Below are 26,412 nucleotides of genomic sequence, written 5' to 3'. Positions count from 1 at the left end.
CAAATCATTTCACTTCATTATCTTTATCAAAAATTTTCATCATGACATTAAAAAATATTGAACTTGTTTTCGCCACTCAAAATAAAAATAAAGCCTACGAAATTCAAGGACTTTTACCAGCCAATACAATTGTGAAAACACTGCAAGATATTGGATGTGATGATGATATTCCCGAAGATCAGCCAGATTTGGCAGGAAATGCAATGCAAAAAGCACGTTATGTTTATGAAAAATACAATGTAAACTGTTTTGCAGATGACACTGGATTAGAAATTGAAGCTTTAAATAACGAGCCGGGAGTTTTTAGTGCGCGTTATGCTGGACCAGAAAAGGACAGCGAAATAAACATGGATTTGGTGCTGGAAAAACTAGGGGGTAATACCAATAGAAAAGCGCAATTCAGAACAGCAATTGCATTGATTTTAGATGGTAAAGAATATCTTTTTGAAGGAAAAGTAATTGGTGAAATTCGACATGAACGTAGCGGAGAAAAAGGATTTGGTTATGACCCAATTTTTGAACCAGAGAATTATGGAAAAACCTTCGCTGAAATGACTAAAGAAGAAAAAAACGAGCGCAGTCACCGTGGAAGAGCAATAGAGGCTTTGGGTGAGTTTTTGAAAAATTTGTAGTATTCGAAATTTTGAGTTACTAAGCTAAGTCGTAATTATCTAAAAAGAGATTTAATTCTAAATTGAAATATTTAACAGGGTTTTAGGCTACAAGGAGTGAAATAATACACTTTTATCATTTGTGATTTACGACCTAACTTACTGTAAAACAATTTACTGGACTTGATTGTTGTTTCCCTTTCCTTTAAAACAAATACGCAATTTGGCTTATTGTAAAAACACCGTTCATACCTTAATTTTGATTCAATTAATAATTGAAATAATCATTAGAACAAGAAGAAAGGAATCATGGTTTTTACTTTAACCCTATCCAATACAAACTTACAACAGGCCATAGAAATGTCTGTGTATCCATGGGCATTTGCATTAGGTTTAAGTGGGTTAGTTCTTTTAATTGATCATTTTAAGCTTAAAAATGTACGGGGTAAGCAAAAGTTTTATCAAATTCTTATTTTTTTAATAGTACCATACACGATGGTCACAAGTTGTCTTTGGCTCTATTATTTCACCATCGTTTTGTGTATTCCCTTTTTTTTATTTCAACTTTTTCTAACATGGAAATTCCATAGAGTGAATTCACTAAGTAAAATGAATAGACTATTTAAAATTCTTGCTTTTCTAACACTTATTAATACTCTTAGTTCAGCTTGGTTTTTTGGAATAATTTGAAATAGACATAACACAGATTGCAAAATTATGAAAAAGATGATTTTTTTATTGGTCATGACTCTATTGTGTGCATCATGCGTGAATGATGTTTACGGACCAAAAGTAAACAAAAACGATGTCGAAGTTTACTACAAGCCTGATGCATTAAAAGCAGAAGCACAAATTTTTGCGGAGTTAATGGATTCGCTAGATTATGGTAAAAACGGTGTGGTTAGTTTTCAACTTATTCGGGATAGCATAATCAATATAAATATGGTAACTCAGGATGCTTATCATACAGATAAATCCTTGGATTATGCCCTCAATGCAATTAGTTTATACGTTGCAATGACGATTTTTGAAAAGGAAAGAGTGCAAATTCACCTCACCGACGATACTTTTAAACGTAAGCGTTCTTTAGAGATTTATGAGAAATGATATTCTTTTTTTTCTTTAAGAAATTAATTTATTCTTAATTCCTTTTTGAATGGCTTCAACTTTATTATGAACCTGCATTTTTTTGTATACATTTTCGATGTGTTTTCTCACTGTGGACGAACTGATAACCAAATTTGCTGCTATTTGATGATGATTTAATCCTTTCGCAATTTGTTCTAGAATTTCTTGTTCTCTTTTGGTGAGGTTAATTTCCTCAGTTTCTTTCTCTATTCTTGGCTCAATTGGATCCCTCAATAGATTTAGAGCCTTCAAGGCGATAGAAGGATTCATTGAAGCACCTCCATTAAGAACTTCTTTCAGGCCATTAAAAAGCATCTCAGGATCAGTGTCTTTTAGTAGATATCCATTCGCTCCAGCTTTTATTGCGTTATAAATATTTTCATCATCATTAAAAACCGTTAGCATCACAATTTTAATTTGAGGATATTTACTTCGTACAATTTCTGTTGCCTTAATCCCATCCATTAGGGGCATTTGAATATCCATTAATATTATATCTACATTGATGTCTTCTTCTAACATCTCGATTAATTCAGCTCCATTTTGAGAAATAAACTTAAGCTTTAGTTCATCAAAAATCTCAATCTTATCTGATATGGCTTTTGCTAAAAATGAATTGTCTTCTGCTACTGCTATTCTGATCATGCTTTTTATTTTTAAGTAAAACTAAACATAAATATTTTGCATTTTCACTGGTCAAATTACGTAGTTTTAGGGAATTCAACCTTGACTTGAGTTCCTTCGTCCACATGCGAAATCAAATTGTATTTCGCATTAATTTCTTCTGATCTTGCTTTCATGTTTCGTAAGCCAAATCCTTGCTTAACTGTTTTTTCATCAAACCCTAATCCGTTATCTTTTATCGTGAATACAATTGAATTATGTGATTCTTGGATTTTAATTTCAATCTTGGTTGGAGATGCATATTTTATCGCGTTGTTTACTGATTCTTGAAGAATCCTAAACAAATTGATTCCTTCATTTGGAGTGAAATTATATTCATTCTTCAAGATAGAGTTTTCTAATTTAAAATCAATGTTCTGTGTACTTTGCTTTGCAATGTCTAAGAATTCCACAATTCTAATAGCCATTTCTTCAATGGTTAATTGATCTTTGTTCATTGCCCAAATAGTATCGCGAAGTTGAGAAATTGTCACTCGAGTGTAAGTTGAAAGATCTGACAGTTTAAATTTTAGTTTGTCTTCATTTGAAATGTATTTCATATTATCCATAGAGGAAATGAGGAAAGTCAATTGAGAACCAATATTATCGTGTAAATCCCTAGAAATACGCATTCTCTCTTCATAAATTTTGTTTTTTGTTGCTTCATCCGCAATTATATCCTTCAATTCATTTTCTGTTTGCAGGTGTTTTTGTTTAGCTTTCAGCTGACGATAAATTAAAATTCCTATAAAGATTAAGGTAGCTGTAACGAGAATAACACCAATTAAAATTGCAGTTCTTCTTCTCACTTTGGCTTTTTCTTGGAGTACATTAGCCGTTTCAATTGCTAATTCTTTTTCCTTTTTTTCTGTATCAAACTGAACTTCTAATTGAGCAATAGTTTTATTACTTTGTTCATTAATTATTTTATCTTTAATGGTTTGGTTTTTATTCCTGTAAAACAATGCTTGTTTGTAATCTCCAATTTTCTCATAAGCTCGAGCTAACTGGTCACTATTTAATTGACACAGATAAGTGTAATTGATATCTTCACTAATTTTAAGTGAAGCCTTATAGTTTTCTATTGCTTTTTCAACTTTGTTTTGCTCAAAATAAACTGTACCTAAGAACCCATAATTTTCGGCTAAACCATTCATGTCTTTTTTAATCTGCCTAATTTTAAAGGCTTTTTTATAATAAGACAAGGCTTTATCATATTCTTCTTTTGCAAAAAAAGCTTGACCAATATTGTTTAAACTATATGGAATAGCAAGACTATCATTTTTTTCTTTTACAATTTCATAGCCTAAGTAAAAATAATAAAGTGCACTGTCTAAATCATCGTTAAATTGATATAAAACACCAATGTTGTTGTAAGCTGCAGATATTGCAATTTCATCATCGGTGGTTTTCAAAATGTCTAGACCTTGATGCATATATTCCATCGCTTTTGGAAGATTTCTTCGCTTCATTTGATATCCCATGGATGCATATGTAGAGCCAATTCTAACTTTGTTTCCGCTGTTGCCATAGGCATGTATTGCTTTTGTCATCGATAATACTGAAGCTTCATAGTCTCCAGAATAGTAATAGGCTAATCCCATTTTTTCATAAACAGCACCTATTCTGTCGTTGTCTTTTATTTCTGTTGCAAGTTGTAATGCAAGATTATATTTTTCTAGTGTTGCATAAACCTGACTATTCATAATTTCAAATGGAATAGCTAAAATTGTATCGATTTGCTGAGCTGAATTTAGTTTGGGCAAACTTTGGTTAAACGCTTTATAAAACTCACTTTGTGCTTGAGAAAAGCTTCCCACAAGCAGCAAAACATTTAGGAGTATTAATTTAACCAAGTTCATAAGAATAGTTCTTTCAATAAAATTAAAAATTAAAATGGTTTTCTTTTAGAATTTGCCATCAGATTAATATTCAGATGGGTAAAATTAATTCTGAACTGGTTTTTTGGTAGAATTATCCCTTAATTAGATTTTATATGTTTTATAAATTATAAATCCAACTGGTTAATTTGGGTGTAGAATGGTGGATTTTAGTTTCAATTATTCGGTTTAATTGGCTTAAACCAGAAGAAAACCTTACTTTTATTTCTTGGAAATTTTACTTCCATTGGTATTGAAATAAAATTTTTAAATTTTCTAAATAAGTTAAAACATGGCGAAGGTAAAAACAGCGCATTTCTGTCAAAATTGTGGTCACGAATCTGCTAAATGGTTGGGTCGTTGTCCTTCTTGCAATGAATGGAATACCTTTGTGGAAGAAGTCATCAGTAAAGGTAAAAACGAGATCTCTGTTTTTTCAAAAAACACTAAACGGACTGCCGTTCCTAGAGCTATTCATGAAATTCAAGATATTCCTCAACAACGTGTTCAAATGGTTGACATGGAGTTAAATCGTGTTTTAGGTGGCGGAATGGTTCCTGGATCTTTAATTCTATTTGGGGGAGAGCCAGGAATAGGAAAATCCACGCTGATGTTGCAAGTTGCCATGCAGGAAACAAGGCAAAAGATATTGTATGTTTCTGGTGAGGAAAGTGAACAACAAATCAAAATGAGGGCTGGTAGAATAGGGCAATTAAACGAAAATTGTTACCTTTTAACTGAAACGCAATTGGAAAGTGTTTTCAAACATGCTGAAGAGTTACAACCTTCGATGTTGGTTATAGATTCTATTCAAACTATTCATACGGAGGTTATTGAAAGCTCTCCTGGAAGTATTTCCCAAATTCGAGAAAGTACAGCACAATTGTTACGTTTTGCCAAGCAAACAGATACACCTGTGTTTTTGATTGGTCATATAACAAAAGAAGGTTCGCTTGCTGGACCAAAGGTTTTGGAGCATATGGTAGACACTGTTCTTCAGTTTGAAGGAGACAGAAATCATGTTTATCGATTATTAAGGAGCATCAAAAACCGATTTGGATCTACGAATGAATTAGGAATCTACGAAATGCTTGGAACGGGACTAAGACAAGTGGAAAATCCTTCAGAAATTCTTATTTCTAATAACCAAGACAAGCTTTCAGGTAGTGCAATTGCAGCGACTCTTGAAGGTTTGCGTCCAATGCTAATTGAAGTTCAGGCTTTGGTGAGTACAGCAGCTTATGGAACCCCTCAAAGGAGTGCTACTGGTTTTGATCTGCGAAGATTAAATATGTTGTTAGCCGTTATGGAAAAACGATGTGGATTTAAATTGGGTGCAAAAGATGTGTTTTTAAATATTGCTGGTGGAATAAAAGTGAACGATCCTGCAATTGATTTAGCAGTTGTAGCTTCTATTTTATCTTCAAACGAGGATTTAGCTATTGAGAAAAATATTTGCCTTTCTGCCGAAGTTGGTCTTTCTGGAGAAATTAGACCAGTAAATCGAATTGATCAACGTATTTCCGAAGCGGAAAAATTAGGGTTTGATAAAATCATTATTTCCAAAGACAACAAAGGTATTAAACAAGAGAATTTTAAAATTGAAATTATAGGATGTACAAGAATTGAGGAGGTTTTAAGAGAGTTGTTTAGATAGAATAAATTTTACTCTCCAAACCAACTAAAGTAAGTCCGTAATAGAAAGAAACCATCTTTGGTTTCTTCTAGTGGATAAAAATCAAGATATAGGCCATGTCCTCGTCCTGTTTTAACATCGAATTTGTATTTATGTACTGGACAAATCACTTGTCCTTCTTGAATTGTACAGCCTTGCATTTTTTGACCTTGATGTGGACAGTTATTGATAAAAGCATAAATTTCATCTTCTTTTCGCACAAAAAGTACTTCACCAAATGGAAAGTTTTTGGTCAATTCATTACTCTCATGAAAGTTCTGTAGAAATTCCTCACGAGAATCTGCCAAGTGATATTTTCTGGTTTTATCTGAAAACATTATGAGTGGAAGTTACGAAAATATTTCAGGGGTTTACCTTGTTCTAATTCTAAATTCGAGGCATCAACTTATTCAAATGAATCTAAAAATTAAAACATGAAGATTAACTTCTCTCTGCCTCTAAAAACCTTCTCCCTTTTTCAGTTATTCGATAACGTTGTTTTTTACTTTTTTCATTTTCTTTATCTGTAAATTCTATTAATTCCAGATCTTTTAGAGAGTTTAGATATTTACGCTTATTGATTGATTGATAACTCAATCCTAATTTTTCTTCAATTAGCTCTCGTCCTGTTCGGGGTGTTTTCAAACAGGCAGCTAAAACTTGAAGGTGCTTTTTACCCAATTCATCAATGGTCCATGGTTTTATTTCTTTTTTCTTCTTTCCATATTCTTCCATGTTTTCTGCAACAATGAATGGAGTTTTGGGTTCGTCTCCCAATTCATCAAATAGCCATTCTACGTATTTATCTATTTTGCCTGATAGATAATAGGGAAGACTTAATAAATGAAAACGCTTCCCACTCTGAGTTTTTAATTCATCTAATTGAGTTTGACCTGCATAAAGCCGTATTGCAAAATGAATTGGCGATTTGTCCATAAAAACCTGAAGTGATTTTAATGTACCTTTTGCTCCGGACTTTACTTCAATGGGGATGATTTTTCCATTGTTAACGTGTAAGAAATCAATTTCAGCGTCAGATTGTTTTTTTTGACGAATCCAAAAGTGAAGTTTGTCTAAACTGAGGGTCTTTTGTGCAAGTAATTCTTGACCAGTTAAATGTTCAATTAATGTTCCTTTGTAAACATTGTGTAGGTCTTGACTGCCTATAATATCTTTTTGTAATCCTAAGAAATAGTTGATTAAACCGCTGTCCAGAAATTGAATTCTTGGTGTTTTCTTTTGATCGGGTTCAAGGGGTAATGTGGTACTTGTTACTGGATATAAAATATGCATTAAATAGGTTCTTTCTAATGCGCGAAGTACCTCTCCAATTTCTTTGGAACTGTAATTAGAATTTCCGAAACTGATGAGCGATGTTCTGCTTCCTGCTTTTTTAAAGATTTGGTGTATACAAAATCTAATCAATTGTAGTTGGTGATCTGATTTAGCATATTTCTCTGCATCTTGAATATAGGATTGTATTAAACTGTCGTATATCGGACCGAGTGCTGTTATGTCCTTGTTCTTTCGATAATGTTGAATTATCTCTGGCATTCCGCCTATTAGGGCGTATGTATGGAATGATGATAGCAAACTTGAGTGTGCGTAGCTTTCAATTGGTAGTTTTGTATATTCTTCCAGTAATTGATCTTCACCCATTGCTAATAAATATTCTTCAAATGAAACGGGACGTAAAACCTTGTACTCAACTCTTCCTACTGGAAAGGTCACGTTTTTACCTAATAATGTTTCTAACATGCTTCCTGCAGAAATCACTGCTAGTTCGGATAAGTCTTCTTTAAAGTAACGTAAGATATTTACTGCTTCTGGCATCTCTTGAATTTCATCTATGAAAAGTAATGTTTCATTAACGAGTTCTTTTTTCATGCGATGGTGTAAAAGAATTCGTGCAAATAATTGATGTATGTCTCTAAAGTTTTCGAAGAATGAACGGTCTTGTGCGGATTCGAGATTGAGGTGTATGTATTGTTTGAATTGTTTTCCAAATTCATCTACCAAGGTTGTTTTACCTACTTGTCGAGCACCACGAATAACTAATGGTTTGCGAAAATTATCTGTTCGCCATCGTTCTAAATCTTTGATCATTCTTCGGTAAAACATATTCTTTTATATTTATAGTCGGATTATTTTTGGTACTACTATAATTCAAATATACTATTATTTTTAGGAGTAAGGGTTGTTTTTTTACATTTTCCCACTAAAGTAAGGGTTATTTTTTGATTTATATAAATAAAAGTAAGGGTTAATTATGTTGTGATTTGAAGTGAGGTAAGGGGTGTTTATTATTATTCAATGAGGAAATATCTGGTTGAAATTGATACTTTTTCCGTTGTTATTATAGTTTTGTCTCTTTTTTTAATTTATGCTTGATACTAGGTTTGCTGAGTTTCTACTGCTATGGTAAACTCCTAGTATATAAATTGTACGCTTATTCTTTCATTTTTACGCATCCTATTATGTAGAATGGTCATTTTTAGTGGGAATTCTTTTAAAACATTTTTCTAATAACTCAAGTTAGATCCCAACCATTTTTCCATTTCTTCAAAGCTTTTTCCCTTGCGTTCTGCCAAACTTTCAACTTGTTCTTTTGTGATTCTCCCAACTCCAAAATACTTCGCTTCCGGATGGCCAAAATACCAGCCTGCTACTGCCGCTGTTGGATACATTGCCATGTGCTCTGTTAGCTCTACTGTTGTGTGCTCTGTTGCATTTAGAATTTCGAATAATCCTGGCTTTTCGGTATGGTCTGGACAAGCAGGGTAACCTGGTGCTGGTCGAATTCCTTTGTATTTTTCTCTGATTAATGATTCATTGTCTAATTCTTCATCTGGAGAATAACCCCAAAATTCCTTTCTAACTCTAGCATGGAGTAATTCCGCAAATGATTCCGCTAAACGATCAGCCAATGCTTGTAATAGAATTGCGTTGTAATCATCATGGTCATCTTTAAAACGCTTGATGTGTTCATCTATTCCAATTCCTGAAGTCACAACAAATCCTCCGATATAATCTTTTATTCCACTTTCTTTTGGTGCGATGAAATCTGCTAATGCAATATTATGTGCTTTTTTTGATTTCTTTAATTGTGAGCGCATCGAACGTTGTGTGTATAAAACTTCTGTTCTGCTTTCGTCTTTGTAGATTTCTATATCGTCATTGTTGATAGAGTTGGCTGGAAATAATCCGTAAACTCCTTTGGCTGTCAACCATTTTTCGTCTACGATTTTCTTCAGCATTTCCTTTGCATCCTGAAATAATTTCGTTGCGGCTTCCCCAACTATTTCGTCTTCTAAAATTGCTGGATATCTTCCTGCCAATTCCCAAGCTTGGAAGAAAGGTGTCCAATCTGTGTATTCTAAAATATCTTCAATGCTGTAGTCTTGGAAGTCATAGACACCCAATTGGTTCGGTGTTTTAATATCTTCTTGTTTCCATTCAATTGGAAATTTATTTGTTCGAGCCTCCTCCAAGGAAATATACGTTTTGCGAGCATTATTCTTCTCATGATGATCACGTAATTTTTTGTATTCTTCTTTAATGTTTGCTACAAAAACATCACGTTTGTTTCCGAGTAAACTTTCAACTGCGGTAACAGAACGAGAAGCATCTAAAATATGAACTGTTTGATTCTTCGTATAAAATTGTTCAATTTTAACGGCTGTATGTACACGAGATGTTGTCGCGCCACCAATCAACAATGGAATGCTAATATTTGCACGTTCCATTTCTTTGGCAACAGTTACCATTTCGTCAAGTGAAGGTGTAATTAAACCACTTAACCCGATGGCATCGGCATTTTCTTCGATTGCTGTTTGAATGATTTTTGCAGCAGGAACCATTACCCCTAGATCGATTACATCATAGTTATTACAGCCTAAAACAACTCCAACAATGTTTTTTCCGATGTCATGAACGTCTCCTTTTACAGTTGCCATCACGATTTTACCATTGGGTTTGTCGTCTTCTTGTTTATCGTCTTCAATGAATGGCAATAAATATGCAACTGCTTTTTTCATAACACGAGCAGATTTTACCACTTGTGGTAAGAACATTTTACCACTTCCAAATAAGTCACCAACGATGTTCATCCCATCCATTAATGGACCTTCAATTACTTCTATTGGTCGTTTGTATTGAAGTCGACATTCTTCCGTATCCGCATCAATATATTCCGTAATTCCTTTTACTAAAGCATGGGCTAATCTCCCTTGAACAGGTTGTTCTCGCCAAGATAAATCCACAACTCTCTCTTTTCTTTCTCCTGAGAAATTTTCTGCAAAATCAAGTAATCTTTCTGTTGCGTCGTCTCTTTTATTCAACAAAACATCTTCAACACGTTCCAATAAATCTTTGTCGATATCATCATAAACTCCTAATAAAGCAGGGTTTACAATACCCATATTCATACCTCGTTTAATGGCATGGTATAAAAAAGCGGAATGCATAGCTTCACGGACGGCATCATTTCCACGGAAAGAAAAGGAAACGTTTGAAACTCCTCCTGATACACTAGCTCCAGGTAGATTTTTTCGAATCCACTCTGTTGCGTTAAAAAAGTCCAAAGCATTATTTCGATGTTCTTCCATTCCCGTTGCAACAGGGAAAATGTTTGGGTCAAAAATGATGTCTTGAGGTGGGAAATTAACCTTGTCCACCAATATGTCGTAAGAGCGTTTACAAATTTCAATTCTGCGTTCGTAATTATCTGCTTGACCAACTTCATCAAATGCCATTACGATTACTGCAGCACCTAGTCTGCGAACAATCTTAGCTCTTTCAATGAATAGCGCTTCTCCATCTTTCAATGAAATAGAATTCACAACACCTTTTCCTTGAATACATTTTAAACCTGCTTCAATAATTTCCCATTTTGAAGAATCAACCATGATTGGAACTCTTGCAATATCTGGTTCGGAAGCTATTAAATTTAAAAAACGAATCATTGCAGCCTTCCCATCGAGCATTCCTTCATCCATGTTAACATCAATGATTTGTGCTCCACCTTGAACTTGATCCAACGCAACTTCTAAAGCTTCTTCGTATTTATCTTCTTTGATTAAACGCAAGAACTTTTTTGAACCCGTCATATTCGTTCGTTCACCAACATTGATAAAGTTCGATTCTGGAGTAACTATCAAAGGTTCTAATCCTGATAATTTTAAAGGAGGAAGTATGTTCTTTTTGTTCATTTTTCTAATGTTGTTGATTTGGAAATAATCTTTAATGCTGGTCTTCAAAAGATGAAGATTTAATAAAGCTTCAATTTGAATTGGAACTTTTTACATCCCCCTTTGGAGGGAGAGTGAGGGGGAGGATACTTATTCTAACTCCACTTTCCTCACCTCGTATTTCTTCACTAGGTCTGAAATCACTCTTATGTGAGCGGGTGTAGTTCCACAACAACCACCAATAATGTTGACTAACCCTTCTTTTAAGAATTCTTCAATTTGTTGGCCCATAATTTCTGGTGTTTCCTCGTATTCACCAAATTCGTTTGGTAATCCTGCATTTGGATGCGCTGATACATAAAACGGAGCTTTTTCATCCATGATTTTTAAATATTGTCTCAGTTCTTTTGCACCCAAAGCGCAATTTAATCCAACACTAAATACGGGGAGGTGAGAAATAGAAATCAAAAAAGCTTCTGTTGTTTGACCAGTTAAAGTCCTTCCGGATGCATCAGTAATAGTACCTGATATCATAATCGGTAATTTAGTTTTCATTTCTTCTTGAACAACATCAATTGCATAAAGAGCTGCTTTAGCATTTAGGGTGTCAAAAATAGTTTCGACTAATAATAAATCTACTCCACCCTCGATAAGTGCTTTAACTTGTTGGCTATACGCTTCAACCAATTCATCGAAAGTAATTGCTCTAAAAGCAGGGTCGTTTACATCTGGAGAAATCGAACAAGTTCTATTGGTTGGACCAATTGCTCCTGCAACATATCGTGGTTTATTAGGTTCTTTAAGAGTGAATTCGTCCGCTACTTCTTTGGCTAATTTAGCGGACAGAAAATTAATGTCGTAAACAGCACTTTCTAAATCATAATCTGCTTGTGCAACCGTAGTTCCTGAGAATGTATTTGTCTCACAAATATCTGCTCCAGCAGCATAGTATTTTCCGTGAATTGCCTTGATTATTTCTGGTCTAGTTAGAGATAATAAATCATTATTTCCCTTCAAAGGTTTTTCATGGTCTTCAAACCACCCTTTACGAAAATCTTGTTCCTCTAGATCGTATTGTTGAATCATTGTTCCCATTGCACCGTCAAGAACTAATGTTCTTTCTTTCACCAATTCTCGTATATCTCTTTTCTTCATTTTGTTTTTTTTTATGCTCGAGAATGAATACAAAAACTGCCCTTTCAATCAAAATAATGACGAAAAGCTTACGTGATTGAGTAATAAAAAAAAGAAAATAGGAGAAAAAAGTCAGAATTGACTTTGTTTTCTACTTATCAATCCCGAATCTATTGGGGAAGGAATTGGCACCGGAATTAACGTATTAAAAGGTTGCCAAGGTTTCGTAGGGCCTGTCCCTCCACCTTTCTTTATAAGTATTACTTGCATTCATTAAAAGAACTTCCCAAATGTAAGAACTAATCCCTAGACAAAAAAGTTGAAGGACGGATAATTTGATGTAATACATCAAATTGTATTATTTCATAACAATCCTTTAATTAGAATTCTATTTAATCATTAACTTTTTGGTTAAATTCAATTCAGGAATCCTAACTAAATAAATTCCTGGCAGAAGATTTTGAACATCAATTAGGTCTTGCTTTTGATTTTGTGTAATTGATTTTTTAATTACTATTTTCCCGGTTAAATTGTGAATATTGATTTGACCGTTAATAGGAGTATTCCAAATAACATCTAAAAATGAATTTGCTGGATTTGGATAAATATTCAATGCTGATGAGGTTTTTATTTCTTGAGAAACGTCTGCAAAATAAGAAGTGTCTAGTTGTGGGAGCATAATGTAGCTTGGTTGACTATCATTGAAGTCATAAGTAATTTCGGCATTTTGAGGGGCTAAATCCTGACCTTGATAAGTATACAGGTCTGTACTCCCTAAATCCCACCTAAAAAACTCGCCATCTTCATTTGGTAGATGCGCATTACTTTGATATTTCGGATAATTCGAACTACTCAATAAGAACTTTAATTTGTGATTCTTTCCAAAAGTGTGACCTAAAGGGAGTAGGTCAAATTCAAAGAAATAATAAGTATCATTGTCAATATTGGTAAGAATTGTTGTTTCATTGGTGTCGTTTTGCGCAATTGATTTGGCGTATTCTCTAGATTTTGCATTTACAACCCCTTCTGTGATTAACATTTCTCGTCCATCTGGGTATACATCTAAAATTCTAACCATGATATCGAAGTCAGTTTTGGTAGTATTGTGAGTTGTTGTGTTACCTTTTGCATATATTCCGGCTTTCGGAAAACCAACATAGGTCATTGTGTCTGTCAGAGGAGCAGACACAAAACTCAATACATCTGGTCTATCCATGGTCAAAGAATTGTAAGAAGGATTAGCTAAATTCATGGAGCCCTGCGAATTTTGCCCACCACCTGGAACTTCTGGAATCATATTGTTACCGCCTATTGTAGATATTGGATTGTTTGGGTCTGCAATATAACTCAAGGTTCCTTCTTGGCCAGTTGGAGCGTTTCCATCAATGGTTTGGTTTTGGTGGAAGTAAAAATAATCTTCAGTAATTCCTCTTTTGAATGGTAATGAATCAGCTGAAAGCCAATAATTCCCTACGTTTATATTATTTGCATCATTTGTTGGGCCTGTAATGTACATGCGAATATCTTTTACTTGATCAAAGTAATTCATATCGGGAGGAGTCAATGGTGCTGAAAGATTAATCAATGCCGAATCAATTATGGGAAGATCAAAAGGAAAGGGAATAATTGTTCCATTATTGTCTAATTCTACTGGGATTCCTGCCAATTGTGATTCTCCAGCCAAATAATTTAGAAATTCATAATAAGGTATGATATAATTTTCTGATGGAATCCGAATTTGGTCAACACCTAAGCTCTGCCATTGGTTAGATTCTGGTATAATAAAATAAGGTTCACCTCCTAAATGAGTTCTAAACCAACTCAATACTTTCGAAGTATAAAGATTATTTATAATATTTGGATCATTAAGAATATCGGCTGGATCAAAGTTGAAATCTATATTCAAAATACTATTTACATTATCAGGATAAGTCATATCACCAACTTCTGTCGTCCCAATTGTTTGATGTGTCCAAGGTCCGATAACTAATTTTTGTCTCAAATTAGGATTCTCTTTTTTTGTCTTGTTATAAGTTTCAATCTGACCATTAATGAAAATATCCCACCATCCTGTCAAGTGATAAGCCGGTTGATTTAGGTTTTTATATCTTGAATTGTTTCCGTTTGCATTCGAAAAACCATTTGCATCAATTGGAGCTAAGGATGCGTCCAAGTCAGCTCGCAGTGCTGATGTAGGATGTGATCCTGAAGGCGAAGTTCCTAAATGATCAGATACATACCAATCGATTAAATCGTTAGCTAATTCTAAATTGTCAAGATATCCATAATCAGATGGACTATGGATATTATTTAAAACACTTCCGTCTGAACTATTCAAGCTGTTGTCGACGTCTAGCATTTGTCCTTTTATCCATCCGGTTGCTAAAGAATTTCGATACACTCCATTGTGAAATAATGTTGTATTATAATGTTCATTTGTTGCCACAATAGGCATAATACATTTCAGAGGGTTATTCTCAGTGAATGGTATATTGGAAAGTGCTTGATATTGGGAATTTCCCAAGGCTGAAGCACCAAACATTCCGATGTTTCCGTTGCTATAAGGGATTGAATCAATAATGCCATCCATATTTACATCCTCATATCGGTATAAATGATTCGCAATATATTTGATCGACTCACTTCCATCTTGGTGCTTTAAAGTGTGATTTGGATCTGTAATATTGGTAACATCCATTGGAATCGAAATGGAAGGGTGATAAGGTTCTTTGGCCCAACTGTCAGAATACATTGGGAAATAAACTCCTTCGCTTTCATATCTTCCTCGCATGTCTTGAATTGCATATGCGTATCCTATAAATGGGAAAAGGCTGCTTCCTAAATCGTCACCTGACCTTCCATAAGGTGTTCGGGTAAATACGAATGGTAATTGATAGCTCTGAGGTGTGATATTCACCGAATCATAAATAATGTATTGGGTATTCTTCGGAATAATTTGAATGGGATAAGTAGCTCCTCCAATTGAAAATTCTGTAATTATAGAGTCCTGAAATACTGGAATCGAAATGCTTGTTGCCAATAAAGTACCATCACTCATTGGAATATAAATAGTGTCCTTTTTTGATAGTTCATCAATGCTATCTATAGTTCCATTAGGAATTAATTGACCATAAATACTCAAATGACAAAATAGAAGGATGATCAAGAAAGAGTAATGTTGTTTCATGTTACCGAAATTAGATAATAAGTGGATGATAACCAAAGGGTCAGCTAATTTTAATTTAAGCTCTTGAATTTACCTTGTTAATTTTGGTTCTTTAAACTTTTTAGAAAATTCACTGGTTGATTAAGGTGAAATTTTGTGAAACCAATTTTTTTAAAGCACTTATTAAAATTTTCTAGTATCAATTCAGTAAATATGGTACTTTTGATTTATGACAAAATGGGGAACATATTCAATTGTAGTTGCTTTATTGGCAATGTTGCTTCCTTTTATTCTGATTGCATTTGATGTTGGAGAAATCAGCAATAATCCAATTTTTCCTTTAATTGCCCTTGTATTTGGCGGACTAGGTGTAATTATTCATATCATTGATTTGCTGAAATCGGATTCTTTTAATGCGTCGGCTCTATTATTGCTCACCAGTATACTCTCAATAATCTTCGGGTTTTCATTAAGTTCTTTAGGCATTACAAATGCTAAGTACCTTCTTTTAGTTGGAGCGTTACTGGTCGCTGTATGGGTTATCATTCCTAATAAGAGGAAGGAAGAGTAATTTTTAACTTCACACTTACCAATTCTTATTTTCTAAAATTTTTTCAAGTATAATAAATACAAAGTTGGGATAACCTATACATTTTTATTTAGCTAAAAATAAGGTTTTTATTGTTGGAGTTATTAATCTTAGAAGTGATATCTCTTTGGAATAAAAATAGGAAGGAACTTTCGCCCCTTCCTAATTAGTCTAACTAAAACTTATGAAATCTAACTATTATTACTTGATATTATAACTTATGAAATTTTCTTTTGTTGTAATGAGTTTGTGAAGGAATGTTAATAGAAATTTAATTGTAAATATTCCATTAAAAACAACAATAGAGAAAGCGGGAGCCTTCTCTATTGTTTAACACTACTACTTATGAAACCTAACGTCTTTATAACACACCAATTTTGTATATGTTGTCTTGGTTCTGTGAAGGAGTGTTAAAAAGAAATTTCATTATAAAAATTCCATTAAAAACAACAATAGAGAAAGCGGGAGCCTTCTCTATTGTTTAACACTACTACTTATGAAACCTTACGCCTTTATAACACACCAATTTTGTATATGTTGTCTTGGTTCTGTGAAGGAATGTTAATAGAAATTTAATTATAAATATTCCATTAAAAACAACAATAGAGAAAGCGGGAGCCTTCTCTATTGTTTAACACTACTACTTATGAAACCTAACATCTATATAACGCCACAGTTGTATAATTGTTTCAGAAGGTTTTCTTAAATAATGGTTAAAAAAAAAGAGGAGCCATTCGACTCCTCTTCTTTGTATGCTTTAAGATGATGATTACTTGTTTACAACGATTTTACGTGTAACAGTAGATTCACCAGCTGTAATGTTTAAGTAATAAACTCCATTAGCGAATGAAGAACCATCGATAGTGATTGAATGCTCACCAGCAAAAGTGTTTCCTTCGTTAACATCTGCAACAACTTTACCAGTTAAATCAACAACTGAGTAAGAAACTTCAGCAGTTTCTTTCAAGCTGAACTCAACAGTAGTTTCGTTAGCAAATGGGTTAGGATAGTTTTGAGAAACGTTGATGTTTGATAACTCATTGTCTTCTAATCCAACAGATGGATCAAAGTTCATACGAATTACAAAAGTACGGTTCGTTGGTGCAAGATTTGACCATGAATCATCAACTAATTGGAAGATAGATGTTCCAGCTGGAGCAGAACCAGCAGCAGCAATTGACATTACTGTAGAGAACATTTCAACTGTTGCATAATAAGTTGTATTAGCATCCAAAGTTACAGGTGTTGGGAATGCCAATGTGTGGTAAGTCATTTCATCACCTGCAGAAACTGTATAGAATTCAGTTTCTCCAACTTGTGTTTCTAAATCAGACTCATAAATTGCAGCAACAACTTGTGCACCATCTTCAATTTGATTACCGAATTGGAAGTCGATTGCAGTTACATCAGCATCAGCATATACGTCATAAGCAACAGCATATTTTTTGATAATGTTAGCTGCTCCAACAAGACCGTCTTGTCTTAATTGGTTGTAAAGAACACCGTTTTCAGCTTGTGAAGATGAATCTCTAGCATATAAATCTTCTACTACTCTAAATTTGTAAGAAGGAATCATATTGTTTGCTGGTACATCATCAACTAAATCTGCTTCGATTTCGAATTCAACTTCGTAGTTTCCAAGTCCTGATGGAGTGAAAGAAGTAGAAACGATTAATGAATCTGTTGATCCAACTAAAACTGGATCACCACCAGAAGTACCATTGTAACCAGAACCTGCTTCAGTAGCAAGTAAAGCAACACCTGTCTGATCAGAAGTTCCTTCGTTAGTTACATTAACTGTAAAGTCGATAGGAGCTATTTGAGCTTGAGGAATTTGGTAGTATGCAACACCATTTGATCCAAAGTATGATTCACTAGTAGAAATGTCATTATCTGGAAGAGTTACTAAAGCAACATTGTCAATCATCCATCCGTAAGTAATCCATGCTCCATTTGCAGTTTCTGTAGGGAATCTTGAAGTCCAAGAAAATCTAATCCAAACTTGAGTTGGAGTTGCAGAAAGATACTGCGATAAGTTAACTCTTACTTGAGTTGGGTTGTCATAAGCACTACCACCTGTAGATGTTAATGGGTCAAAATTTGAGTTATCTCCAACTGTTGTGAAAGTTGTTCCATCAGTTGAAATTTGAAACTCTTGAACATCATTAAATAAAGCTCCATATTGTAAAAACTCTAAAACGATATCCTGAGAACCTCCAGCAGCAACAACGTCAATCGGAGATGCAGTTGTCATTGTGTAAGTTACCATTTGTGCTGTAGCTGCTGATGAAGAAACACCGTTTCCTAACTCAGCGAAGTTTCCTCCACCTGGAGCAGCAACTGGTGCACCACCACTATACCATCCATCATAAGTAGGGTCAATTGTCCAACCTGTGTTTGGAGCTGTTTGACCTGCATTGTCCATTGTCCAAGTAGTTGGGTCGTCAAAATTGTCTTGCCAAACTGCAACTCCAGGAGCTTTAGTTGTAAATGCTGTAGGATTTGTAATTACCTTGTGATTTGTAGCCACTTTTTTATTTAACACAGAGTGTGTGCTTTGAGCGAAAGATAGAGACGCCGTCCCTAAAATCAACCCTAAGAAGTAAATCTTTTTCATAATATTATCTTTTAATTTCAGCAAACATAATAAATATTTTATAAAGTTTACTGTGTAATAATGCTTAGTAAGTTAAAAAATGTATATTTCTACCAAAAAATATATTTAAGTCAATTGTTTTAACAAATTTTAAATTTTTATGACCTTGTTTCAAAAAGTTATCATTTCACTACTTCTCTTTTTTAGCGTCAATACCTTACTTGCTCAAAAAAAAATTATAGACCACACAGTCTATGATTCATGGAAATCTTTAAGAAATCAAACCATCTCATCTTTTGGGAATTTTATGTCTTATGAAACCAATCCACATAGAGGAGATGGAAAATTAACTGTCTACAATGTGAAGGAAGATAGTTATGTAGAAATAGCAAAAGGGCAAAATGCCACATTTAGTCATAACGAAAAACTAATAGCTTTTAAAATTCCAGCAGGGTACGATACCTTACGTTCCTTAAAACTAGAAAAAGTAAATAAGAAAAAATGGGTGAAAGATACTTTAGGAATATATTACATGAATCAAGATAGTTTGGTCAAGTTATCTAACCTTATTGATTATTCTATAGCACCTATGGGTGATTTTTTGGCCTATACTTTAGTTAAAAGTGATGCTAATGTTCGAAAGAAAAAACGTGGATTATTTAGTAAAAAGTCGAAAACGATTACCAACGAAGAAGGAAATACATTATTTATTCTTAATGCTGAAACTGGAGAGCGTGAAAAATTTGAAAATGTGACAGATTTTAAATTTAATGACCAAGGAACTCACTTGTTTTTTGTGAAGGAATTTAAAAAGGAGAAAACGACATTGTCTAATGTACATTTATTTGATCTGAAGAGTGGTAAAGGGAAGAAGCTCTTAACTGAATTTGCAGATCTGGGAAATTACTCTTTCAGCGATAAAGGAAACGAATTTGTTTTCATGGCATCAACTGATACTTCTGAAGAATTAAGAACATATGATATTTATCAGTGGAATATTAACAGCGACCTTCCAAAAATTTTAGTTGGTAATGACAGGTCTGATCTACCATTAGGTTTAACTCCTGCGTCTAAAGGAAGGATATACTTTTCGTTGGATGAATCAAAAATCTACTTTGGATTAAAAGATCTGCCAATTGAGGAGGAAGAAGACTCCTTGTTAGATAGTGAAAAAGCTGTACTGGATATATGGCACTATAAAAACAAACGTTTGCAACCTCAGCAACTCAAAGAATTGAAAAGGGACCAAGGAAAAAGCCTTTTGTCAGTTATTCATTTAAATGAAAATACCTTGACTCAGTTAGAATCAGATACTTTGTATGTTAGAATCCTGAATCAAGGAAATAGTGATTTCGGATTAGGAGTTTCTAACGAAAGATATGCTTATGCCAACAATTGGAGATATCCATGGCCAAACGATTACTATGCGGTAAATACCAAAACCGGAGAAACAGAACTAATAAAGGAGAATATGAATTATGTTTCAGGATTAAGTCCAAACGGAAATCATTTCACTTATTTTAATAGCAAAGAAAACAACTATTACTTTATTGATTTAGATAAAAATGAAGAAAAATGTATGACTTGTTTCACCAAAGATTCAATTAATTGGAAAAGTGACATCAATGGAATGCCATTTGAAGCAAATCCGGAAGGTTCTCCTGGTTACGTGAGTAACGATGAAATAATTTTGTATTCTGAATTTGATATTTGGACTTATAATTTTTCAACTTTCGAATTAAAAGGAATTACTAATCATGAAGGAAAAAAACTAAACTCAGTTTATAGATTCGTAAGATTAGATTATGATAGTACTTATTTGGATTTAGAAGAAACCTATATTCTGGGAGTAAATCAAGATTCAAGAAATGAAAGTATCTATACTTTTGTAGATGATCGATTGAGTCCGCATTTAGTTTTATGGTATGAAACGGATCATAAACTAATGTCGTTTAAAAAAGCGGAAAATGGTGATGCTGTAATATTTCGTCAAATGGATGTTGTAGATTATCCAGAAGTGTATTTGACCAATACAAAAATTGAAAAACCTAAGAAAATTTCTGAAACAAATCCGCAACAAAATGAATACAACTGGACAACGGTAGAGCAAGTAAAATGGAATTCATATAATGGTGAAGAATTAAATGGACTGCTTTATAAACCAGAAAATTTTGACTCCACGAAATCTTATCCATTAATGGTTTATTTTTATGAAATGTATAGCGACAAAAAGAACACGCATTACATTCCAAGACCAACTGCTTCAATAATTTTCGCAACAGAATATGCTTCAGCGGGATATTTGGTTTTTATGCCGGACATTCGTTACGAACCTGGTCACCCAGCAAGAGGTGCGTACAATAGTATTATGAGCGGAACGGATAAGGTTCTTGAGTTATATCCAAATGTTGACAGCACAAGAATGGGGCTTCAAGGTCAATCTTGGGGAGGTTATCAAACGGCACAATTAATTACAATGACAGAAAGATACGCCGCTGCAATGGCAGGAGCTCCAGTAAGTAATATGGTTTCTGCGTATGGAGGAATTCGTTGGGGGAGTGGTTACAGTCGTGCCTTCCAATACGAACACACGCAAAGTAGAATTGGTCAAACTATTTGGGATTCTTTAGATTTGTATATCGAAAATTCACCGTTGTTTGGAATTCCAAAGATCGAGACACCATTGTTGATTATGCACAATGACAATGATGGAGCAGTTCCATGGTATCAGGGAATTGAAATGTTTAATGGAATGAAAAGATTGAATAAACCTGTTTGGTTATTGAACTATAATGGTGATGAACACAATTTGATGAAAAACGCAAATCGTGTGGATTTAAGCATCAGAATGCGCCAATTCTTTGATCATTATTTACAAGGGAAACCAGCTCCAGAGTGGTTAGAGATTGGTGTTCCTGCTTTGGAAAAAGGGAAGAAATATGGACTAAACAATTACGAATTAAAATAATTACGAATTACGAATTGAAAATACTGAGCATTTCCTTTATTGATAATTTAGTACTTACTCGAATTTAAATTCATTAAGAAATCCCTTTTTACCAATTCGTAATTAAACAATTCATAATTGAATAACTATCTTTGCACATTAGAAAATTGGAATCGATGGAGAAAAAGCAATATACCGTAACAGCCGCATTGCCATATGCTAATGGGCCTTTACATCTTGGACACGTAGCAGGAGTTTATTTACCTGCTGACATTTATGTGCGTTTTTTACGTCATAAAGAACATGATGTTGCGTTTATTAGCGGAAGTGATGAGCACGGTGCTGCCATTACTTTAAGAGCAAAAAAAGAAGGTATTTCTCCTCAAGAAATCGTGGATAAATACCATGGAATTATTGGAGATGCTTTTAAGAAATTCGATATCAATTTCGATATATATCACCGCACAACAGCTGAAACACATAAAGAAACAGCACAAGATTTCTTTAAAGTTTTAAATGATAAAGGTGCGTTTACTCAGAAAACTACGGAACAGTATTTCGATGAGGAACATGAACAGTTTTTAGCCGATAGATATATCAGTGGAGAATGTCCAAAGTGTGGAAATGACGGTGCTTATGGAGACCAATGTGAGAAATGTGGTAGTGCTTTGAGTCCAACAGACCTGATCAACCCAATTTCTACATTAAGTGGAAAAACGCCTGTTTTAAGAGAAACTTCTCATTGGTTCTTGCCAATGGAACGTCACGAAGAGTGGTTGAGAGAGTGGATTAAAGAAGGGACTTTAGAAGGTGTGCAACAACATGACCCGAAGAAATGGAGAAATCAAGTCAACGGACAATGTTTATCATGGATTGACGGTGGTTTGCACCCTCGTGCAATGACCAGAGATTTGGATTGGGGAATTCCTGTTCCTGTAGAAGGTGCCGACGGAAAAGTGCTTTATGTATGGTTGGATGCTCCAATAGGATATATTTCGGCAACAAAAGATTGGGCAAAAGCAGAAGGTAAAGATTGGAAGGACTATTGGACGGGAGACCGTAAATTGGTTCACTTTATTGGAAAGGACAACATCGTTTTTCATGCTATAATTTTCCCTATTCTGTTAAAAGAACACGGTGATTTAATTCTACCGGATAACGTTCCTGCATCTGAATTTTTGAATTTAGAAGGAGCAAAGCTTTCAACGTCTAGAAATTGGGCGGTTTGGTTACATGAATATTTAGAAAGACATCCGGATAAGGTGGATGAATTAAAATATACATTGACTTCAATTGCACCTGAAAGTAAAGACAGTGAATTTACTTGGTTAGATTTTCAAGCGCGTGTAAATAACGAGTTGGCTGATGTTTTGGGGAACTTTGTGAATCGTGCGTTGGTTTTAAACAACAAATACTACAATGGATCTGTTCCAGCATTGGGTGAATTAACTGAAGAAGATCAAAAAGTGATTGATGCACTTAAAGAAATTCCAGCGAAAGTAGAAGAATTACTTTACAACTATAAAATTAGAGAAGCACAAGGAGAGGTGATGGGCTTAGCAAGAATAGGAAACCGTTATTTAGCGGAAACTGAGCCTTGGAAAGTCGTGAAAACTGATCCAAAACGTGTAGAAACCATAATGCATATTGCGTTACAAATTACAGCCAACTTAGCGATATTGTTTGATCCATTTATTCCAGCAACTGCAGCGAAAATTAGAAATTTCTTGAACATGGAAACTTTCAATTGGAGTCAAGCTGGTTCCATTGATTTATTGCCAGTTGGAACGATAACAAACAAGCCTTCAATTCTTTTTCAAAAGATAGATGAAGAGTTTGTGGAAAAAGAAAAAGCAATTTTAGTAGAATCCGCAAAGGAAAATGCCGTAGCAGAAGAAGTTGAGGAAGTAGAAAAACCAACAGCTCCACAAAAAGAAGATATCGTTTTCGAGGATTTCTTAAAAATGGACATTCGCGTAGGAAAAATTCTTTCTGCCAAAAAAGTAAAGAAAGCCGATAAATTGTTGGAATTACTTGTTGATACTGGATTAGACCAAAGAACAATTGTTTCTGGAATTGCAGAACAGTTTGAAATTGATGAAATCGTTGGAAAGAAAGTTTCTGTATTGATGAATTTACCTCCAAGAAAATTACGTGGAGTAGTTTCGAATGGAATGATTTTGATGGCAGAAGATAAATCTGGGAATTTGAGCTTTATTGCGCCGGGTGAGGATATGGAAGTTGGTGCTGAAATTAGATAATTTTTGTTTAGAAATTCCATTACCTGCGTTACAAAATGTTTTGGAAAGCAGTTCCATCGGCAAGCTCAGGACACCGCATTGACAATTGTCAACTCCTTGGATTTCCAAAACAATTGCGCCTTGTTACTGAAAAATCTAATTCAAAAATTGGGTTAGCTCATAATTATTCAGGGGAATTGATTATTGAAAAGAAGGGTCAATCTAACAATCAAATAAATATTGAGCAGTTGAATAAGGGAATTTAGGTGTTTCCCTCGCTGCAGCGAGAAAGTTAAACGTAGGATCAAAAGTGTTGTTGTTAAATCTGATATTAATCTTTGTTCACTCCTTTAGGACGAACAGCTTTTTCTACAAGCGCCATTCCTTGATCTGCTGCTAGTGCTAAAATTGCTGCTGGAATTGCACCTCGAAGAATCATGTCGTTGTCATTAAGAGTTATTCCTGTGATGATGGATTCTCCCAACCCTCCCGCGCCAATAAAGGCTGCAAGGGTTGCGGTTCCTATATTGATTGTTAACGCTGTTCTAACTCCTGCCATTATCATATCCATCGCCAAAGGAAGTCTAACCTTCAAAAGGATTTGTTTTTGAGTCATTCCCATTGCTTGTCCAGCTTCTATTAGAATTGGATCAGTCGAGAGCAGGCCAGTGTAAGTGTTTCTCACAATTGGTAAAAGGGCATAAAGAAACAAAGCGATTAATGCCGGAGTAAACCCAATCCCGAACAATGGAATCATGAAACCGAGCAATGCCAAAGAGGGAATTGTTTGTATGACTCCAGTGATAGACAAAATCCAAGAAGCGGTTTTCTTTTTATAGGTGATAAATATAGCCAACGGAACCGCCAATAAAATAGCTAGAAAAGTGGCGATAAACGTCAGTTGAATGTGTTCGAGGGTTTGTCGAATTATGGGATTTGAAGTTGTTATCCCAGGTTTTTCGCTCACAATGCCTTGCTCAGATAAAAAATCGAAGGCAATGCTTGAAATGTCTTCTTTATCTATTTCATAGCGGTGATTTAACTCCTGCATTTTCTCTGCCGTAAGAATGTTTTCTAGCTGATTCAAGGCATCGCTTAACTCAGGGTGTTTTTCAATTGTACTTTTCTTAATTAATGGAAACGCACTGTAATCAGGGAAGAATCCTTTGTTGTCTTGAATGAGCTGGAAATCGTATTCAGCCAAGCGACCATCTGTGCTGTAGGCATCAGTAACATCAATTTGACCTTCTTGTAGCGCTTTATATGCAAGGCCATGTTCCATTCCACGTGGAGCTGAAAGCTGAAGGTTATAGAATTTGTTTAGTCCTTGAAATCCATCTTCACGTTTTACAAATTCATTGCTAAAACCGAGGTTTAAATCTGTTCGACCTTGTAGATCTGATATCTCATTGAGATTCAATTTTTTCTCACTGATCAAAACATAGCTATTGCTAAAACCTAAAGATTTGCCCGCGATAAATTCAAATTTACGATTTACTTCTTTGGAAATATAATCATAGATTTCTTGAGGCGATTGACCTTCATATTTTTCTTTAAGAATTGCCGTAAGAACAGTTCCTGTATATTCGATGTAAAGATCAATTTCACCTGTCTTCAGTGCTTCAAAACAAATGAGTGTTCCGCCCAATCCAAAACGACGAGTAACTGTTAAATCTGTATTTTGCTCTATTGTTTGGGCCATTATTTCTCCCAATAAAAGAGACTCTGGATGTGTTTTTGAACCAATTGAAATATCTTGGCTCCAAGAAAATCCGAAGAACATCATGAATAAGAATAGGAGAGAAAGACTTCGTTTATAATTCATATTCTGTGGCTATAAATTTTTCTACAAAATCGTTGACAGGATTGTTCATTATCTCTTTTGGAGTACCTGTTTGAATCATTTTTCCACGATCTAAAATGAGTACACGATCACCCAATAAAAATGCTTCTTTCACATCATGTGTGACAAAAACGCTTGTCATTTTTAATTTCTCCTTTAACCGCAGAATTTCTTGTTGAAGGTCGGAACGAGTAATGGGATCAAGTGCCGAAAATGGTTCGTCAAAAAGTACAAGGTCTGGTTTAGCTGCTAAAGCTCTAGCAATTCCAATGCGTTGTTTTTCTCCTCCACTTAATTCTGAAGGGTAGCGAGTACCATAATTTTTATAGGGCATTTGCATTAATTCTAAAAGTTCTTGAACTCTTTCAGCAATATTTTCCTTCGACCAACCCAATAGTTGAGGAACCAATTCAATGTTTTTTTCTATGGTCCAATGGGGGAATAATGCGGGTTCTTGTAAGACATAGCCAATTTGCCTGCGCAATTCAATAACGGGAATATCCATTATGTTTTTTCCACGAAATTCAATGTTTCCTTGAGTTGTGGAAAGTAAACGATTAAGCGTGCGCAATAAAGTGCTTTTTCCGCTTCCACTAGTTCCAATAATAGAAAGTGTTTCACCTTTATTTACGGTGAAAGAGACATCATTCAATGCAATTGTACTGCCAAAATGCTTCGATATGTTTGTGCCTTTAATGATAGATTAGAAATATAATCAAAATTAGAGGATCAATCTCGATCGATAGAATAA

At 34.5% G+C, this 26,412-nt stretch carries 17 protein-coding genes and 1 riboswitch; of the genes, 7 read left to right on the top strand and 10 right to left on the bottom strand.

Annotation, left to right across the window (positions count from 1 at the left end):
- The first annotated feature begins 41 nt into the window (after positions 1–41).
- Positions 42–632: an RdgB/HAM1 family non-canonical purine NTP pyrophosphatase gene (rdgB, locus tag C6368_RS09785; protein ID WP_317045979.1), complete on the top strand. Its 591-nt coding sequence runs from the start codon at positions 42–44 to the stop codon at positions 630–632.
- 696 nt (positions 633–1,328) lie between these two features.
- Positions 1,329–1,718 carry a hypothetical protein gene (locus C6368_RS09775; RefSeq protein WP_107039019.1) on the top strand — a complete coding sequence of 130 codons (390 nt, stop codon included), beginning with the start codon at positions 1,329–1,331 and terminating at the stop codon, positions 1,716–1,718.
- Positions 1,719–1,733: 15 nt separating this feature from the next.
- Here C6368_RS09775 and C6368_RS09770 read toward each other — a convergent pair whose 3' ends face one another.
- Together C6368_RS09770 and C6368_RS09765 are read right to left on the bottom strand one after the other, a co-directional pair.
- Entirely contained in the window at positions 1,734–2,384 is a 651-nt protein-coding gene (locus tag C6368_RS09770; protein ID WP_107039018.1) for a response regulator, read from the bottom strand.
- 56 nt (positions 2,385–2,440) lie between these two features.
- Positions 2,441–4,264, bottom strand: coding sequence for a tetratricopeptide repeat-containing sensor histidine kinase (locus tag C6368_RS09765; RefSeq protein ID WP_107039017.1), 1,824 nt, complete (start codon positions 4,262–4,264; stop codon positions 2,441–2,443).
- Positions 4,265–4,574: 310 nt separating this feature from the next.
- On the opposite strand from C6368_RS09765, the gene radA reads away from it, so the two are divergent.
- Positions 4,575–5,939, top strand: a complete 1,365-nt coding sequence (radA, locus tag C6368_RS09760) for a DNA repair protein RadA (RefSeq protein WP_107039016.1) — start codon at positions 4,575–4,577, stop codon at positions 5,937–5,939.
- 8 nt (positions 5,940–5,947) lie between these two features.
- Here radA and C6368_RS09755 read toward each other — a convergent pair whose 3' ends face one another.
- From C6368_RS09755 to C6368_RS09735, 5 genes are all read right to left on the bottom strand, one after another.
- Complete coding sequence (locus C6368_RS09755; protein WP_107039015.1) at positions 5,948–6,295, bottom strand: Rieske (2Fe-2S) protein; 348 nt, start codon at positions 6,293–6,295, stop codon at positions 5,948–5,950.
- A 103-nt stretch (positions 6,296–6,398) separates the two neighbouring features.
- On the bottom strand, positions 6,399–8,078 hold the full coding sequence (locus tag C6368_RS09750; protein WP_107039014.1) for an AAA family ATPase: 1,680 nt from the start codon (positions 8,076–8,078) through the stop codon (positions 6,399–6,401).
- Positions 8,079–8,479: 401 nt separating this feature from the next.
- A complete protein-coding gene (gene metH, locus C6368_RS09745; RefSeq protein WP_262494873.1) occupies positions 8,480–11,185 on the bottom strand; it encodes a methionine synthase in 2,706 nt (901 codons plus the stop codon).
- A gap of 111 nt (positions 11,186–11,296) precedes the next feature.
- Positions 11,297–12,301, bottom strand: a complete 1,005-nt coding sequence (locus C6368_RS09740) for a homocysteine S-methyltransferase family protein (RefSeq protein WP_107039012.1) — start codon at positions 12,299–12,301, stop codon at positions 11,297–11,299.
- Positions 12,302–12,432: 131 nt separating this feature from the next.
- Positions 12,433–12,540: riboswitch (SAM riboswitch) on the bottom strand.
- 128 nt (positions 12,541–12,668) lie between these two features.
- On the bottom strand, positions 12,669–15,467 hold the full coding sequence (locus C6368_RS09735) for a CocE/NonD family hydrolase (protein ID WP_107039011.1): 2,799 nt from the start codon (positions 15,465–15,467) through the stop codon (positions 12,669–12,671).
- 208 nt (positions 15,468–15,675) lie between these two features.
- On the opposite strand from C6368_RS09735, the gene C6368_RS09730 reads away from it, so the two are divergent.
- The gene (locus C6368_RS09730) at positions 15,676–16,017 is read left to right on the top strand and encodes a hypothetical protein (protein ID WP_107039010.1); all 342 of its coding nucleotides are present in this window, start codon (positions 15,676–15,678) and stop codon (positions 16,015–16,017) included.
- A 787-nt stretch (positions 16,018–16,804) separates the two neighbouring features.
- On the opposite strand, the gene C6368_RS09725 is transcribed toward C6368_RS09730, so the two are convergent.
- A complete protein-coding gene (locus C6368_RS09725; RefSeq protein ID WP_107039009.1) occupies positions 16,805–18,652 on the bottom strand; it encodes a T9SS type A sorting domain-containing protein in 1,848 nt (615 codons plus the stop codon).
- 139 nt (positions 18,653–18,791) lie between these two features.
- Here C6368_RS09725 and C6368_RS09720 point away from each other — a divergent pair, with 139 nt between their 5' ends.
- From C6368_RS09720 to C6368_RS09710, 3 genes are all read left to right on the top strand, one after another.
- On the top strand, positions 18,792–21,599 hold the full coding sequence (locus C6368_RS09720; protein WP_107039008.1) for an alpha/beta hydrolase family protein: 2,808 nt from the start codon (positions 18,792–18,794) through the stop codon (positions 21,597–21,599).
- A gap of 155 nt (positions 21,600–21,754) precedes the next feature.
- Positions 21,755–23,839: a methionine--tRNA ligase gene (gene metG, locus C6368_RS09715; protein ID WP_107039007.1), complete on the top strand. Its 2,085-nt coding sequence runs from the start codon at positions 21,755–21,757 to the stop codon at positions 23,837–23,839.
- A 35-nt stretch (positions 23,840–23,874) separates the two neighbouring features.
- Complete coding sequence (locus C6368_RS09710; protein ID WP_107039006.1) at positions 23,875–24,084, top strand: hypothetical protein; 210 nt, start codon at positions 23,875–23,877, stop codon at positions 24,082–24,084.
- A gap of 65 nt (positions 24,085–24,149) precedes the next feature.
- Here C6368_RS09710 and C6368_RS09705 read toward each other — a convergent pair whose 3' ends face one another.
- Both C6368_RS09705 and C6368_RS09700 read right to left on the bottom strand, forming a co-directional pair.
- The gene (locus C6368_RS09705) at positions 24,150–25,643 is read right to left on the bottom strand and encodes a glycine betaine ABC transporter substrate-binding protein (RefSeq protein ID WP_107039005.1); all 1,494 of its coding nucleotides are present in this window, start codon (positions 25,641–25,643) and stop codon (positions 24,150–24,152) included.
- On the bottom strand, positions 25,633–26,313 hold the full coding sequence (locus C6368_RS09700) for an ATP-binding cassette domain-containing protein (protein WP_199851615.1): 681 nt from the start codon (positions 26,311–26,313) through the stop codon (positions 25,633–25,635). The genes C6368_RS09705 and C6368_RS09700 overlap by 11 nt, the downstream gene beginning before the upstream one ends.
- Positions 26,314–26,412 lie beyond the last annotated feature (99 nt).

It is taken from the genome of Brumimicrobium mesophilum, from assembly GCF_003025005.1.
Lineage (GTDB): Bacteria > Bacteroidota > Bacteroidia > Flavobacteriales_D > Crocinitomicaceae > Brumimicrobium > Brumimicrobium mesophilum.
The sequence above is the reverse complement of the archived record's forward strand: the minus strand, read 5'-3'. Positions and strand labels throughout refer to the sequence as shown.